Source organism: Streptomyces sp. NPDC059398, assembly GCF_042751845.1.
GTDB lineage: Bacteria > Actinomycetota > Actinomycetes > Streptomycetales > Streptomycetaceae > Streptomyces.
Window position 1 is genome coordinate 41,135 of the sequence record NZ_JBHYWP010000004.1, and the last position, 13,617, is coordinate 54,751.

Genomic DNA, 13,617 nt, shown 5'->3' on the forward strand with positions numbered 1-13,617 from the left:
GGTGGGTGCCAGCCCCTCCGGCAGGTGAGGAGCGGGGGCCGGGGGCTGAGCCCCGCGCAAGGTCAGGGGCGGAGCCCCGTGCGAGGTCAGGGGCCGGAGCCCCGGGCAAGGTCAGGCCGCGCCCTCGGCCGGGAGGCTCACCGGCACACCGCCAGCGCATCCAGCGCCACCGCCCCCTGCCCCCGCCCCAGCACCATCAGCGGGTTCACATCCAGCTCCGCCAGCTCGTCGCCCAGCTCCAGTGCCATGCGCTGGATCCGCAGCACCACCTCCACCAGCGCGTCCACATCCGCCGCGGGCGCACCCCGTACGCCGCCCTCCAGCAGGGCGTGGCATCGCAGTTCGGCCAGCATCGCGCGCGCCTGGTCCTCGCCGAAGGGCGGTACGCGTACGGCCGTGTCGTCGAGCAGCTCCACCAGGACCCCGCCGAGTCCCACCGTCACCGTCGGGCCGAACAGGGCGTCCGTGGTGACGCCGACGACCATCTCGACACCGCGCTCCACCATCTGGCAGACCAGGATGCCGTCCAGGTCGACCGCTTCGTACCGGGCGATGTCGGTCAGCTCCCGGTACGCGTCCCGTACCTGGCTCGCCGAGGTCAGGCCCACCTTCACCAGCCCCAGCTCGGTCTTGTGCCCGAGCTGGGCGCCGGACGCCTTCATGACCACCGGGTACCCCACCTGCCCCGCCGCCCGGACCGCCGCAGCCGCACTGGTCACCAGCTGTTCGCGCGGGACACGGATCCCGTACGCCCGCAGCAGCTGCTTCGCCGCGTGCTCGCTCAGCTGCTGGTGCGGGCGCATCAGGGCCTGGGCCTTGCGGAAGGACGGGGACGGGGTCCGGGGGGCCTCGTCGAAGGGGGAGCGGTAGCCGGTGGTGAAGCGGTGGTGGTCCAGATACGCCTTGACCGCCGTGACGCAGTTGCCGAACGTACGGAAGGTCGCCACCCGCGACGAGCCGAGCAGGGTCGTGCGGTACGCCTCCTCGGTGCCCACCGGCGACCCCCACACCACGCACACCAGCTTGTCGGTCGCCTCCGCCGCGTCCACCAGGTCCTGGGCCAGCCGGTCGCTCATCGGCGGGAAGGGGCCGGTGATCGGACAGATCAGCACCCCCACGTCCGGGTCCGCCAGGATCGCGTCGATGATCTTCCGGCCGCGCCAGTCGCCCACCGGGTGGCCGCCGTTGTCGACGGGGTTCGCGACGTTCAGGTACTCCGGTATCCAGGTGTGCAGCTCGGCCTGCTTCTCCGCCGAGAGGACCGGCAGGGCGATCCCGGCCTCCGTCGCCAGATCCGCGAAGTGCGCACCCGTGCCGCCGGAGATCGAGTACACCACCACGCCGTCGGCCCGCGGCTTCCTCGCCCGCGCCAACAGGGCTGACGTGTCCTGGAGTTCGTCCAGGCCGTTCACCCGGATCACCCCGTACTGCCGCATGGCCGCGTCGACCACCTGATCGGCGCCGGTGAGCTTCCCGGTGTGCGAGGCGGCGGACCTGGCCCCCGTCTCCGTACGCCCCACTTTCACGGCCACCACCGGCACCCCGGCCCGCGCCGCACGGTCGGCGGCCAGCAGAAAGGCCCGGCCGTCCTTGAGGCCCTCGACGTAGCAGGCGATGGCGCCGACCTCGGGGCGCTCGGCGAAGTACGAGATGAAGTCGGAGGTCTCCAGATCGGCCTCGTTGCCGGTGGGCGCCCAGTGCGAGAGCCGGATGCCCAGCTCCTGCATGGCGAAGACCGGGCGGCCCTGGTGACCGGACTGGGTGATGAGGGCGACCGCCGGGCCCTCCAGGTCGTCGCGGAACTTCTCGAAGGCGTTGAGGTTCGTGTTGGGGCCGAGCAGCCGCAGCCCCGAGCGCTCGACGGCGGCTGTCAGCCGGGTCTGGGCGTCCGCGCCCCGCTCGCCCGTCTCGGCGAAGCCGGAGGCGAAGGCCACTGCGAACTTCACCTTGGCGTCGGCCAGTTGGGGGATGAGCGGCAGCGGGTCCGCGACCAGGAGTACGGCGAGGTCGACCGGCTCCGGCAGGTCGGCCACGGTGGGGGAGCAGGGCAGGCCGAAGACGGCGGTACGGGTCGGGTGCACCGGGTGGAGTGTTGCGCCGACCCGCTCCGACCAGGCGATCAGCTGGCGGGTGATCCCGGTGTTCGGCCGGCCCTCGGCGTCGGAAGCGCCGACGACGGCCACCGAGCCGGGCCGGAAGAACCGGTCGAGGTCGGGTACGGGCGCGTGCACCGGGCGTCCGCTGACGTCCAGGTCGCCTTCTGCTGCCGCTGTGCCGTGGACGGTGACGGGGGGCTGCTCCCCGCAGGCCACCACCCGTGCATGGAAGTCGGTGGTGAGGGTGCCGTGAGTCGATCCAAGCATCGTGTCCGCCCGCTCCTGCTCGATGGCCAAGCTACCTGACGCTTAGTCAGATTACTGAACTGACGGCCCGTCAGGAACACCGCTGCAAGCAAAGACTCCGGGAGGGGCGGGAGGCGTGGGAGTCGGGGGTGGCGGGCAGCGGGTGCAGTGGGGGTGTGGGCGGCGGGCAGCCGGCGGGGCGAGTCTTCCCCGTACGGCACCGCCCGATACCGCCGCACGGCGCCGACGGCCGGTTCTCGTCCACCCCGCTCCGGCCGGGGACCGCCCCACCCCGGCCTTATCCCGCTTCCGCCGGGGCCCCGCGCCGGTGGCCGCGCAGGGCGTGCAGTCCGGCGGCGCCGGTACCGAGGCACAGGGCGGCGGCGCTGAAGCCCAGCGACGCGTGGACGCCGATCGCGGCGCCCAGGAGCCCGACCGTGAAACCGCTGCCCGCGCGCAGCCCGTTGGCGGACATCCCGTACACGCCCAGGACCCGGCCGCGGTCGGCGGCGGGCGCGATCAGCTGGACGACGGTCTGGCCGATCGACATCGAGGCCAGATTGGCGACGCCACCGGCCAGCAGCAGTCCGAGGGCGAGCGGATAGCTGGTGGTGAGGGCGAAGAAGAGGCTGGTCAGACCGTAGATGGCGGTACTGATGACGGCGGCGGGCACATGGGGTTTCACCCACCCGGTGGCTTCGAGCACGATGCCGCCGATGACCCCGCCCGCGCCGTTGGCGAAGAGCAGCACCCCGTACGCGGTTCCGGCACTGCCCGCGCCGAGGTCATGGGCGAAGATCGGCATCGAGGACTGGAGCGAGGCGCCGACGAAGAAGGAGCCGAGGCCGCCCAGGATGATCATGCTGACCAGGGTGCGGTTGGCGCCGATCTCCCGCAGCACGCGCAGCGACTCCAGCGCCCCCACCCGTGGCCTGCTGTGGTGGTCGCGGGTGTGGCCGGTGAACTTGGTGCGGAAGAGGAAGAGCGTCAGCGGTACGTAGAAGGCGACGTTGGCGAAAATGCCCGCCGTGGGGCCGAGCCCAAGCAGCAGCGCGGAGCCGACCACGGGGCCGAAGAGGACGCCGAGACTGCGGAAGGTGGCGTTCAGCCTTACCGCGCTGGGCAGTTCGGCCGGGCCGACGAAGTCGTGCAGCATCAGCTGCTCGCCGGGGCTCCACAGCGATCCGGCCAGACCGTGCAGGACGAGCAGGACGCACGCCTCCCACATGTGCAGCGAGTCGGTGAGGAAGAGGACGCCCCAGGTGATCGAGACGGCCATGAACAGCCCCTGCGCGGCCTGGATGATGCGGCGGCAGTCGTAACGGTCGGCCAGCGATCCGAACCACATCGAGAGCAGCAGGAACGGCACCCAGTGGCTGATGACCTGGAAGCCGGTCAGGGCGGGGGAGTGGAAGGTCTGCCACAACACCCAGTAGGTGATGACGTGTTCGATGTTGTCGGCCATCATCGCCAGGGCCGCGCCGAACAGATACGGGCGGCAGTCCCGGTTGCGCAGCGCGGCGAATCTCGGGGGCGGGGCGGAGCCGCCGGCCGGTGCGGGGGCGGCCGTACCGGTGGAGGGGCCGGCTGCCGCGGCCACGGGTATGCCGGCGGGGGTGCCGGCGGCCGGGGCCGCGGTCTGCGCCTCGGCGGTCAGGGCCGCGTCCAGCTCGGCCAGATGGGTGGGTACGCCGCAGGCGGCACACATCCTCGGTCTTCTCCTTCTCGTACTCGGCGCTGTTCGGTGCTGTGTTCGGTGCTCGGTGTTCGGTGCTCGGTGTTCGGTGTTCGGTGCTGTGCTCGGTGGTGCTCGGTGGTGCGTGGCGGTGCTCAGAGACGGCAGCTGATCTCCATACCGTCCTCGACCGGGAAGGTCACGCACTGATAGCCGTTGGCCGGTGTGCGTACGTACTCCAGGTACGGAAGCAGACTGCCCAGATTCACGTCGTCGGCCACCACGAGTGTGCCGGGGGCCAGCCGTGGTTCGAGCAGTCGCAGCACCGGCAGGCAGAGATCCTTCCAGCCGTCGAGCAGGACGAAGTCCGCGGGTGCGTCGAGACCGCCGAGGGTCTCCAGGGCGTCTCCCTCCAGCACGGTGATCACATCGTCGAGACCGGTCTCGGCGAACGTGCGGCGGGCCGCGGCGACCTTGTCCTTGCTCAGCTCCGTGGTGATGACGCGCCCGGTGCCGTTGTCCCGTACGGCGGCGGCCAGGTGCAGCGTGGAGATGCCGAAGGACGTGCCGAACTCCACGACGGTGGCCGGACGGACGGCCCGCACCAGGTTGTAGAGCAGCCGGCCGCCCGCCGCTGAGACCGGCATGTAGATCTCCGCCGCGGCGTCGGCGCGCTCCTGCGGTGTGCTCGGTTCGGCGCTCCGGGGGCGCTCGGCCCGCGTACGGGCCTCGGTGGCGTCGTCCTGCTCGGCGTTCGCGAACATCCGGCTGAGCGCGGTCTCGACCCGGGGGTCGGCCAGGGTGTGGGTGAAGGTCATGCCGGTAGAGTAGACGCACCGTTGCGTTCAGTCTAGGGCGGCTGACTATCCTGGGCAGTGGCAGGACAGAGGGAGGCGCCATGGGAGCTGAGGCAGGGACCACCCGGGAAGGGACCGCTCAGGAAGGGCCCGCCCGGGGAGGGGCCGCCCCGGAAGGGACCGCTCAGGAAGGGCCCGCCCGGGGAGGGGCCGCCCCGGAAGGGGCCGGGCAGGCAGGGAGTGCCGGCACACCGGGCCGACGCCACCACGGCAACCGCCACGGGCGCAGTGAGATCGCCCGGCTCGCGGTGCTGGAGGCGGCCGACAACCTGCTCGCCGAGAAGGGGTTCTCGGGCGTCACGATGGAGGGCATGGCGGCGCGGGCCGGTGTCGCCAAACAGACCATCTACCGCTGGTGGAGCACCAAGACCGACGTACTGATGGACGCCTTCCTCCAGGACGTGGCCGAGGAGCCGCTCCCGGTCGACCACGGCGACATCGCGCTCGACCTGCACGACCACCTCGACCGGCTGGGCCGTTTCCTGGGCGACTCGGATCCGGGGGCCGTCTTCCGGGCCCTGACGGCGCAGGCCCAGCACGATCCGGCGTTCGCCAAGGAGTTCCGGTCCCGCTATCTGGACGAGCAGCGCCGCCGCGACCGTGCGCCACTGGAGCGAGCGGTGGGGCGGGGAGAACTGCCCGCGGATCTCGACGTGGCGGCCGAGACCGACCAGATCGTGGGGCCGCTCTACTACCGGGTCCTGGTGACGGGCGAGCCCGTGGGCCCGGACTTCACCAACCGCCTCGTCGAGTCCTTCCTGCGCCGCCTGGGCTGAGGCCGCCGGGGGTCACCGTCCGTACGGCCGGTGGTCGCACCGGAGACGTCACCGATGGCGCCCCAGTACGGGCCACGGCGCTTCGGATCGCTACCGGGCGCCGGTCGCGCTCCGGCCCACTGCCGGGCGATGGCATACCGGGCGATGGCTCACCGGGCGATGGCCGAGGCGATCTTCCGTGCGTCGATCGCCAGCTCGCGGAACATGCCGCTGATGGGGTTGGTGAACCCGGTGAAGAACAGGCCGGGCGCCTGTGCCGGGGTGCGCCCGCCGTGCACCACGGGCCTGCCCCGCCCGTCCAGTACGCCCAGGTGTCCGACCAGCGGCTCCAGCGACCGCCGGTAGCCCGTCGCGGCGATCACCGCGTCCGGTGCTATCCGGGCGCCGTCGGCCAGTACGACCTTGCCGTCGTCGAAGGAGTCGACGGCCGCGACCGGTTCGACCCGGCCCGTCCGTACCGCGTCGATCAGCCCCACGTCCTGGACCGGGATCGCACCCTCGCGCACCCGTGAGTACAGACCCGTGTCGGGACGCGGCAGCCCCATTCCGGTCAGGTCCGGCACGGCGATCCGGCACATCAGCCCGCCCGCCCGGTCCACCAGCCAGGTCGGCAGCCTGCGGACCAGGATGCCGGTGCGCTGGGCGGGCCAGCCGGCCGTGGAGCGCCGGACGATGTGCGGGACCGTACGGACGGCGAGCCGCACCCGCCCGGCGCCGCCCTCGACCAGGTCGACGGCGATCTCGGCGCCGGTGTTGCCCACCCCGACGACGAGTACGTCCCGGCCCGCGTACGGCGTGGCGTCGCGGTAGTCGCCCGCGTGCACCAGCTTCCCGTGGAAGGTCCCGGTGCCGGGCCAGTCGGGCAGCCTGGGCGTGTGGTTGAACCCGGTGGCGACGACGACCGCGCTCGCGGCCAGCTCCCGCCCGCCGGTGGCGTGCAGCAGCCAGCCGGACTCGCCGTCGCGGTCGATCCGGGTGACCTCGACCCCGGTGACGATCTCCAGGCTGTGGTACTCGGCGTACTTCTCCAGGTACCGCACGACGTTGTCCCGCGACACCCAGCGCCCGAAGCGGCGCGGCATCGGCAGCCCCGGGAGCGCGGAGAGCCGCCGGGTGGTATGCAGATGCAGACGGTTGTAGTGGCGCCGCCAGGAGGCGCCGACATCGCCGGACTTCTCCAGGACGACGGCCCGTACGCCCCGCCCGCGCAGCGCGGCGGCAGCGGCCAGTCCGCCCGGCCCGGCACCTATGACGTAGACGGGCCGGTCGTCCTTCGTGTCGTCCATGGAACTGAGCGTAATGACTTGTCCGCTTGATAGGTCTCGGTCAAAAGCAGAAGCGATTGCGAATTGATCACGTGTGCACATGTGTACGCCTCTCTGTGCGTGGTGGCTTCCGTCCACTTACCTGACGTACCGTCAGTTACGTATCGGACGGCGCGAGTCGACGTCACCGACCACACGAGGGGATCCCCGCATGACGAAGCCTGCATCTGCCCCTGCTCCTGCCCTTGCCCCCGCCACCACGCGGTTCGACCTCCCCGAACCCGACGCCTTCACCGCCCCCTACTGGGCAGCGGCCGCCGAGGGCCGACTGCTCATCAGGCGATGCGGCGACTGCGGCAGGCCGCACCACTACCCGCGCGAGTTCTGCCCGCACTGCTGGAGCGACGACGTCACCTGGGAACAGGCGAGCGGCCGGGCCACGCTCTACACCTGGTCGGTGGTGCACCGGAACGACCTGCCGCCCTTCGGCGAGCGCGTCCCGTACGTCGCCGCCGTGGTGGACCTGGCGGAGGGCCCGCGCCTGATGACGGAGATCGTCGACTGCCCGGAGGGGGATCTCCGCATCGGGATGGAGCTGGACGTCACGTTCCGCGAACTGACACCGGGCGTCAGCGTGCCGGTGTTCCGGGCCGGGGGTGGTGGAGAGCGGTGAGACGGGCTGGGGGCGGTGCACAACGGTGAGACGGGTGGCCTCCTCGTCCGGGAAGGGCGGGCGGGGGGCTCTCGCAGTACCTGTATCACCAGGGACTCCCAGGCGCCCTGAACTCTGTCAACCTGGCCGAGTCGAAAGCGCCGACAACATTCCATGGGCATGCACTGCGGCTTTCCCCCATCAGCTCAATTCGATTGCCCCCCGAATGCGTGTCCGTGTCGGCGGATTCTTCCCCCCTTCTTCCACGGCAGAAAAGACGGATATCCATGGCGCACAGCCAATTCACCCCACATGCAGAACTTTTCGATCTGAGGGGGAAGCGCGCCCTGGTCACCGGCGGAACCAAGGGAATCGGGATGATGATTGCGCGCGGCCTTCTCCAGGCGGGCGCCCGCGTCGTCATCAGCTCACGCCATGCGGACACGTGCGCGGAGGCACAGCGTCTGCTGTCCGCATTCGGCGATGTTCGGGCAATCCCCGCCGACCTGTCCAGGCACGACGAGTGCCGGCGCCTCGCTGACCTTGTCACGGCCGACTCGGAACGCCTCGATATCCTTGTCAACAACGCGGGAGCGATGTGGCGCGAGCCGCTGGAGACATTCCCGGACGAGGCATGGGACACCGTGATCGACCTCAACCTCAAGTCGCCGTTCTGGCTGGTGCAGGCGCTGCTCCCCGCACTACGCAAGGCGGGCACCGCCGAAGATCCCGCGCGGATCATCAACATCGGCAGTATCGCCGCCATCCACGTCGCCCAGTCGCCCAACTACTCGTACGCCAGCAGCAAAGCGGCACTTCATCAGCTCACCCGCGTACTTGCCAGAGAGCTGGGCCCGCAGCACATCACGGTGAACGCGGTGGCGCCGGGAGTGTTCCCGTCGCGGATGATGGCGGCCACGCTCGATGCCATCGGCGACACGATCGCGGCGGCGACCCCCCTGCGCAGGGTCGGCCGGGACGACGACATGGCGGGTGTCGCCGTGTTTCTCGCCGGCCGGGCCGGGTCCTACCTCACGGGCACAGTGATCCCGGTGGACGGCGGCATCGCGACGACCGCGACGGGCACCCCTTGAGGCTGCGGGACGGGCTTACGGTCAGGGGATGGCCACGATGGACCCACGCACCGAGATCCGGGAGTTCCTCAGCGGCCGGAGATTTCTTCGTCGACTACGACCACGTGGCCGTTGGCGTCGCCACGAAGCTACGTATGGAAGCCGGCCGCAATCCGCACGACGAGAAGCTGATCGCCCTGGTCGGCGAATTGTCGACGCGAAGTGAGCTGTTCCGGCAGCGCTGGGCATCCCAGGACGTGCGGCTGCACCGCTCCGGCCGCAAGCGTCTGCGCCACCCGATCGTGGGCCGACTCGACCTGGACGTCGAGTCCCTGGAACTGCCCGCCGAACCCGGCCTGCACCTCCACGTCCACACCGCACCGCGGGCACACCGACCGCCGACAACGTGGCGCTCCTGGCGTCGTGGGCGGCCACCCAGCAGACACTTGCGACCGAGAGCGAAGCACACGACGGATAGGGCAACCCCTTCAGCCGTACGGGGGCACGCATGGGCCACGTACTGTCGCGCCGGAAGCACGGATGGCAACAGGGCTTCTTCGAAAACAGCGTCCTTGGAAAGAGCGTTCACGAAAGGGGGAGCGCGCCCCCTCTCCCCGCATCCGGAGGACTCCTGAGGGCGAAGGTGATGCGACCTGAGCGGCCCGGATCGCCTGCAGAGCATCGAAGGGCCGGACAGCGAGGCAGGTGAAGTGCGGCAGGGCAGAGCCGGCGCGGACGCGGCCGCCCGCGCCGGCGTCACGCACTTCGTCTGCGCTCCGTCGGCGGCGCCGAGAACCCGGGTCGAGTAGGGCACTTCGCGAGCAAAGGCGAAGTGGAACGGCACATCGCGGCGCTCGGCTTGCGCGCGACGATCCTGCGCCCCACGTTCTTCATCAGCAACTTCGAACACATCGGTCCGCAGTGGCAGGACGGCGAGCTGGTGCTCACGCTGGCCATGTGGGTGCGCCACCACTGGACAACGCCGACGGAACCGGCCGTCTCCGGCTGACGCGTAGGTCGCGGCGTCCCGTGTGAAGGACCGCCGGATCCTTCGGGACGATCCGTACGAGTCCACGGTATGTGCGCCGGGCCTGGAGGCGGTCGTGGCGGACGATACGGGGCTGCGTCCGGGACCGGGAGTCCCGGACCCGAAGGCCGCTGCAGGGGCTACTTCGTGGCGGCGACGTAGACGCTGCCCCAGCGGCGCTTCGGGTTGGCCATCGTGGGGTCGAATTCCCAGGTCCCGACTTCGGTGAAACCGGCCTCGGTGAACAGGTGGACGAGTTTCTCGTGGTCGTAGGCCCACAGGTGCGGGGTGTACGTGGGGTCGTCGTCCTGGTCGCGGAAGACGAGGTTGACAAGGTCGAGCCGGGTGTTGATATCGCTGCGACAGTCGCGCTTGGCGTACCAGCGTTCGATCGTCTCGTCGGTGGCGTCCAGGGGGCCGGGGTACTGGTTGAGGGCGAAGGCGGCGTCGGGGACGCCCGTGATGATCCGGCCGCCCGGCATGAGGACGCGGTGGGCCTCGCGGATGTAGAGCTTGGCGGAGCGGGGGTAGTCGATGTGCTCCAGGAAGTGTTCGGAGAAGATCTCGGCGGTGCTGTCGTCCTGGAGAGGGATGCCCTCGCGGACGTCCCACAGAAGGTCGGCCGGCGGGACGAGGTCAACGTTGAAGAAGCCGTCGATGCGGTGGGCTCCTCCGCCGATCTGGACCTTGGCGGGCTTGTCGTCGATGTGACCGTTGGGGCAGGCACGGCGGCTGGCGTGGTGGTAGCGGTGAAGTTCGATCTCCTTGGCGGCGGCCCGGAGGGCGCGGGCGAGGCCCTGGGGGGTGGCGGGGTCGGCGAGGACGGAGGCGATCTGCCCGCCGAGGCAGTCGACGGAGGGCGTGCCGGAGGGACTCATCACGGATCTCCTGCGTGTGAGGTTGCTCAGGATGGGGTGTGTGCCGCGGATAGTGGCGGTGGTCAGGCTGCGCTGGGCGCGGGGGCCGTCCACTGGTTGTTTCGCATGAGGGTGTACTTGATGTCCACCAGGCGTGGGGCGATGGTCAGCGCGAGCTCATCAGCCGGGTGGAGGTGGCCGGCGTCGTCCTGCTCGGCACGCCAGACGCGGTATTCGAGGTTGGGGTAGGCCGGGTTGATGCCGATCTCTCCCTTGGGCATCGTGCCGTTGAACGGAACGACGATGTCCATGTGGTTCCAGTAGTTCCAGGCCTGCAGCGCCTTGTGCTGGTCGAAGTAGAAGTAGAAGTCGGGGTAGCGGCCGAAGGTGCGCAGCTCCCTGTGGATGAGGTGGCCGAGGAGCGGTCCGAGCTGCGTGGCGAGGGAGTCGAACTCCCAGCGCGTGTGGTGCCAGGCTTCAGGAGCCTCGCCGGCGGCGAAGAGGCGGGCGGCGACGAGGTAGCTGACCCGCGCGACCAGGTACGCGTTCGCGTGGTCGGTGTCGATAGTCGGGTCGACTCGGTGGATGAGCGCGGCCAGCTGTTTCGGACGGGGCCGGAACCGCGCCAGGTCGAACTTTCCGGTCATCGCGGGAAAGGAGGCGAACAGCATCTCCTTGTACAGCCAGTTGTTCAGCTCGCCAAGCTCGGCCAGGCGCCGGGTGTGCCGGGAGGCCGAGTGGAGCATCAGGTACTCGGCTACTGCTTCGAAGTACAGGTAGCCGAGTATCGGTAGGCGGGGGATCGTCTCGTCGAGCAGCTTGAGGAACGCCTCGGCGTCGACTTGGGTGCCCTGGCAGACGACGGCGGAAGCGGTGGCGAGGAACGTGGCCGAGTTCTTGACCCGGCTGACGACGGTTTCGCGCAGCTGGTGCCGTTCGTTCTTGCTCAGCAGGTATTCGAGGTGGCTGTAGATCTGTAGGTGGATGAGGCCCAGTCGTAGGTAGTCCACTCCGGCGAGGCCGCGATACGCCTGCGGCGGGGTGTTGATTTCGAAGATCAGCGGAGTGGGGACGCGATCGGTGACGCCGAGCTTGGCCAGGAAGGTCGGCGCTTCCTTGGTCAGGACGTAGGAACCGAGGTTGTGCATGCGGAACCCTCGGTCGGTAGCGGTGAGCGGCGCGCAGTAGATGCTGCCGACGAGGCAGCCGCCCGACGGGTAGAGCACTCCCTGTCGGCTGATCTCCTCCAAGGCGTGGGTGACATGTAGCAGGTGCAGCTTGCCGTTCCCGCTCAGGGCGTCGAAGAGGGCGTTGCGCCGCATCAGCTGCCCGTTCGGGGTCTCCTCGACAAGACGTCTGTCCCAGCCCGCGGTCTGGGCGGCGAGTGGGTCGGTGTGGTCGGACGGGCTCGGGATGAGAGCGGAGCCGAAGAAGGCATGCGCGTCGGCCCACAGGTGGTAGGCGTCGCGGAAGTCCATGGTCAGATCAGACCCTTCTCGGCGAGCGCGTAGCGAACGGCTGCGGTACCGCCGGCCCCGGCGAGGTAAGCCCGCTCCGAGACCAGGACCAAGTCGAACGCAAGGCCACGCAGTTGGCTGAAGGCAGATTCGCGCACGTACCGGGCGTCCGGCCACCACTTCAGCTTCGGCAGGCGGTAGCGGTCCAGGGCATCGGCGGCCTTGACCACGTCGGTGATGCGCTCGGCGCGGGCATGGTCCGACTTGTCGTCTGCGGTGAACGCTTCGTACGGGGTGTCGTGCAGTCGGACGGCCGTGACCGCCTGCACGATCCGCCGGGGTGTGGCAGCGTGGCCGAAGTGGCCCCAAGTTATGTCGGCGTTGGCGGCGAGCCAGATGGCAGCGCGAGCGCCGTGTCCTTGGTCATCCAGATCGTGGCGCCGCTGGCAGTCATGTACGGCGGCGGCCAGGATTGCCGTGGCGGTGTCGGTGTCGTCAAGGCCATTCGTCTCGGCGAGGACGGCGGCGAGGGCCGCCGTCCTCATGGCGTGCCGGACTCCATGGAGCGACGTGTACAGGCGGGGTTCCGCCCACCACCGGGTGGGCAATCCGCCGAGTGCGAGCATCTCCTTCGACTGCGGGCGCAAGGCCGGCTGCGGTGCCAGTGGGAGGTCGGGCCTGTGATTGCTGATCCACGCGACGGTGGCGTGGTCCATGTGCTGGTGGAGCGGGAGCTGCTTTCGGGCAGCCAGGTCGATCAGACTTGCGGTCAACGGGGTCGTGCTCACTCGTGCCCACCCCCTTGGTGGTCTCCGCGGTGATGTTCACTACCGGATCGGCGCGGCCTGCTGCTCGCGCTCCTTCTCGGCCGCCTCGAAGGCGGCGGTGAAGTCGGCCAGCTCCTGCTCCGTCATCAGGGTCACGCCGAGTGCCGTGGCGACGTCCGTGATCCTGGCCTCGGCCTCGGCGCGGGCGGCGCCCGAGGCGCCGTCCTCCAGCAGCACCTCGAACTCGGCGTGGTAGCCCCACGCCTCACTCCACTTGACCGCGATCTCGACGTCGCCGAAGCGGAAGTTGTGACGGAAGTTGAACGCCTCGTGCATGGCCGTCTCGAACCCGATGGCGTTGAACACCTTCACCGCGGAGGGGACGTCGGCGGGGGCGATGGCGAACTCGGTCTCCGCGAAGGCCACACCCTGCCCGATCTTGCTCCCCTTGAGGGTGATCTTGGCGGTGCCGGCGGCGGTGTTGTCGGTTACCTTCAGGAGCTGGTGGGGCAGCACGTAGAAGTAGATGTGCTTGTCGTCGGGACCCAGGTCCTCGCCGTCCTCCTCCAGGCGGGTGACGAGCTGGTCGTGGAACTCCTTGGTGAAGCGGGCTCGCATCTCGATCTCAACGGCCACGGGGTCGCTGCCTCCTCGTTTCAGGCATGGCGAAGCCAGCCGGACCGTGCGGTGCGGGGATGTCCGGTCGGGTGATCGCTATGGGGTTGGTGGTAGAACGAGGGGGATGCGGCCGATGCAGTAACCGGCCGCATCCCCCCCGTGGATCGGCGGGTGTCACTAGACGGGCCCCCACCGCGCCACCACGAACACCCTGTGCACGGATGTCGGCAGCTGAACACCGCCCCCCCAAC

13 protein-coding genes are annotated in these 13,617 nt (G+C 69.9%); 5 read left to right on the plus strand and 8 right to left on the minus strand.

Features of this window, described 5'->3' with window-relative positions; genetic code table 11:
• Positions 1-137: 137 nt before the first annotated feature.
• The 3 genes from ACFXBC_RS02800 to ACFXBC_RS02810 all read right to left on the minus strand — a co-directional run bounded on the left by ACFXBC_RS02800 (position 138) and on the right by ACFXBC_RS02810 (position 4,835).
• A complete protein-coding gene (locus tag ACFXBC_RS02800) occupies positions 138-2,363 on the minus strand; it encodes an acetate--CoA ligase family protein (RefSeq protein ID WP_385017923.1) in 2,226 nt (741 codons plus the stop codon).
• Positions 2,364-2,640: 277 nt separating this feature from the next.
• The gene (locus ACFXBC_RS02805) at positions 2,641-4,050 is read right to left on the minus strand and encodes an MFS transporter (protein WP_385017925.1); all 1,410 of its coding nucleotides are present in this window, start codon (positions 4,048-4,050) and stop codon (positions 2,641-2,643) included.
• 122 nt (positions 4,051-4,172) lie between these two features.
• Positions 4,173-4,835 (minus strand): O-methyltransferase, encoded by a 663-nt coding sequence (locus tag ACFXBC_RS02810; protein WP_385017927.1) that lies wholly within the window; start codon positions 4,833-4,835, stop codon positions 4,173-4,175.
• Between the two features lie 80 nt (positions 4,836-4,915).
• On the opposite strand from ACFXBC_RS02810, the gene ACFXBC_RS02815 reads away from it, so the two are divergent.
• On the plus strand, positions 4,916-5,650 hold the full coding sequence (locus ACFXBC_RS02815; RefSeq protein ID WP_385017929.1) for a TetR/AcrR family transcriptional regulator: 735 nt from the start codon (positions 4,916-4,918) through the stop codon (positions 5,648-5,650).
• A gap of 149 nt (positions 5,651-5,799) precedes the next feature.
• Here the strand turns inward: ACFXBC_RS02815 and ACFXBC_RS02820 are convergent, their stop codons facing one another.
• Positions 5,800-6,936 (minus strand): flavin-containing monooxygenase, encoded by a 1,137-nt coding sequence (locus tag ACFXBC_RS02820; protein WP_385017931.1) that lies wholly within the window; start codon positions 6,934-6,936, stop codon positions 5,800-5,802.
• 190 nt (positions 6,937-7,126) lie between these two features.
• On the opposite strand from ACFXBC_RS02820, the gene ACFXBC_RS02825 reads away from it, so the two are divergent.
• From ACFXBC_RS02825 to ACFXBC_RS02840, 4 genes are all read left to right on the plus strand, one after another.
• Positions 7,127-7,588, plus strand: coding sequence for a Zn-ribbon domain-containing OB-fold protein (locus tag ACFXBC_RS02825; protein WP_385017933.1), 462 nt, complete (start codon positions 7,127-7,129; stop codon positions 7,586-7,588).
• A gap of 266 nt (positions 7,589-7,854) precedes the next feature.
• Complete coding sequence (locus tag ACFXBC_RS02830; protein ID WP_385017935.1) at positions 7,855-8,661, plus strand: SDR family oxidoreductase; 807 nt, start codon at positions 7,855-7,857, stop codon at positions 8,659-8,661.
• A gap of 104 nt (positions 8,662-8,765) precedes the next feature.
• Positions 8,766-9,275 carry a hypothetical protein gene (locus ACFXBC_RS02835; RefSeq protein ID WP_385017937.1) on the plus strand — a complete coding sequence of 170 codons (510 nt, stop codon included), beginning with the start codon at positions 8,766-8,768 and terminating at the stop codon, positions 9,273-9,275.
• Between the two features lie 197 nt (positions 9,276-9,472).
• Positions 9,473-9,649: a hypothetical protein gene (locus ACFXBC_RS02840; protein ID WP_385017939.1), complete on the plus strand. Its 177-nt coding sequence runs from the start codon at positions 9,473-9,475 to the stop codon at positions 9,647-9,649.
• A 158-nt stretch (positions 9,650-9,807) separates the two neighbouring features.
• Here ACFXBC_RS02840 and ACFXBC_RS02845 read toward each other — a convergent pair whose 3' ends face one another.
• From ACFXBC_RS02845 to ACFXBC_RS02860, 4 genes are all read right to left on the minus strand, one after another.
• Positions 9,808-10,545, minus strand: coding sequence for a class I SAM-dependent methyltransferase (locus tag ACFXBC_RS02845; RefSeq protein WP_385017941.1), 738 nt, complete (start codon positions 10,543-10,545; stop codon positions 9,808-9,810).
• A 62-nt stretch (positions 10,546-10,607) separates the two neighbouring features.
• Positions 10,608-12,002, minus strand: a complete 1,395-nt coding sequence (locus tag ACFXBC_RS02850; RefSeq protein WP_385017943.1) for a hypothetical protein — start codon at positions 12,000-12,002, stop codon at positions 10,608-10,610.
• Positions 12,003-12,004: 2 nt separating this feature from the next.
• On the minus strand, positions 12,005-12,769 hold the full coding sequence (locus tag ACFXBC_RS02855; RefSeq protein ID WP_385017945.1) for a hypothetical protein: 765 nt from the start codon (positions 12,767-12,769) through the stop codon (positions 12,005-12,007).
• A 39-nt stretch (positions 12,770-12,808) separates the two neighbouring features.
• Positions 12,809-13,384: a hypothetical protein gene (locus tag ACFXBC_RS02860; RefSeq protein WP_385017947.1), complete on the minus strand. Its 576-nt coding sequence runs from the start codon at positions 13,382-13,384 to the stop codon at positions 12,809-12,811.
• Between the last annotated feature and the right edge of the window lie 233 nt (positions 13,385-13,617).

Bases quoted from the DNA above. Each gene is read 5' to 3' on its own strand.
- ACFXBC_RS02815 (WP_385017929.1), top strand. From the start codon at position 4,916: ATGGGAGCTGAGGCAGGGACCACCCGGGAAGGGACCGCTCAGGAAGGG.
- ACFXBC_RS02810 (WP_385017927.1), bottom strand. From the start codon at position 4,835: ATGACCTTCACCCACACCCTGGCCGACCCCCGGGTCGAGACCGCGCTC.
- ACFXBC_RS02820 (WP_385017931.1), bottom strand. From the start codon at position 6,936: ATGGACGACACGAAGGACGACCGGCCCGTCTACGTCATAGGTGCCGGG.
- ACFXBC_RS02825 (WP_385017933.1), top strand. From the start codon at position 7,127: ATGACGAAGCCTGCATCTGCCCCTGCTCCTGCCCTTGCCCCCGCCACC.
- ACFXBC_RS02850 (WP_385017943.1), bottom strand. From the start codon at position 12,002: ATGGACTTCCGCGACGCCTACCACCTGTGGGCCGACGCGCATGCCTTC.
- ACFXBC_RS02830 (WP_385017935.1), top strand. From the start codon at position 7,855: ATGGCGCACAGCCAATTCACCCCACATGCAGAACTTTTCGATCTGAGG.
- ACFXBC_RS02805 (WP_385017925.1), bottom strand. From the start codon at position 4,050: ATGTGTGCCGCCTGCGGCGTACCCACCCATCTGGCCGAGCTGGACGCG.
- ACFXBC_RS02845 (WP_385017941.1), bottom strand. From the start codon at position 10,545: ATGAGTCCCTCCGGCACGCCCTCCGTCGACTGCCTCGGCGGGCAGATC.
- ACFXBC_RS02800 (WP_385017923.1), bottom strand. From the start codon at position 2,363: ATGCTTGGATCGACTCACGGCACCCTCACCACCGACTTCCATGCACGG.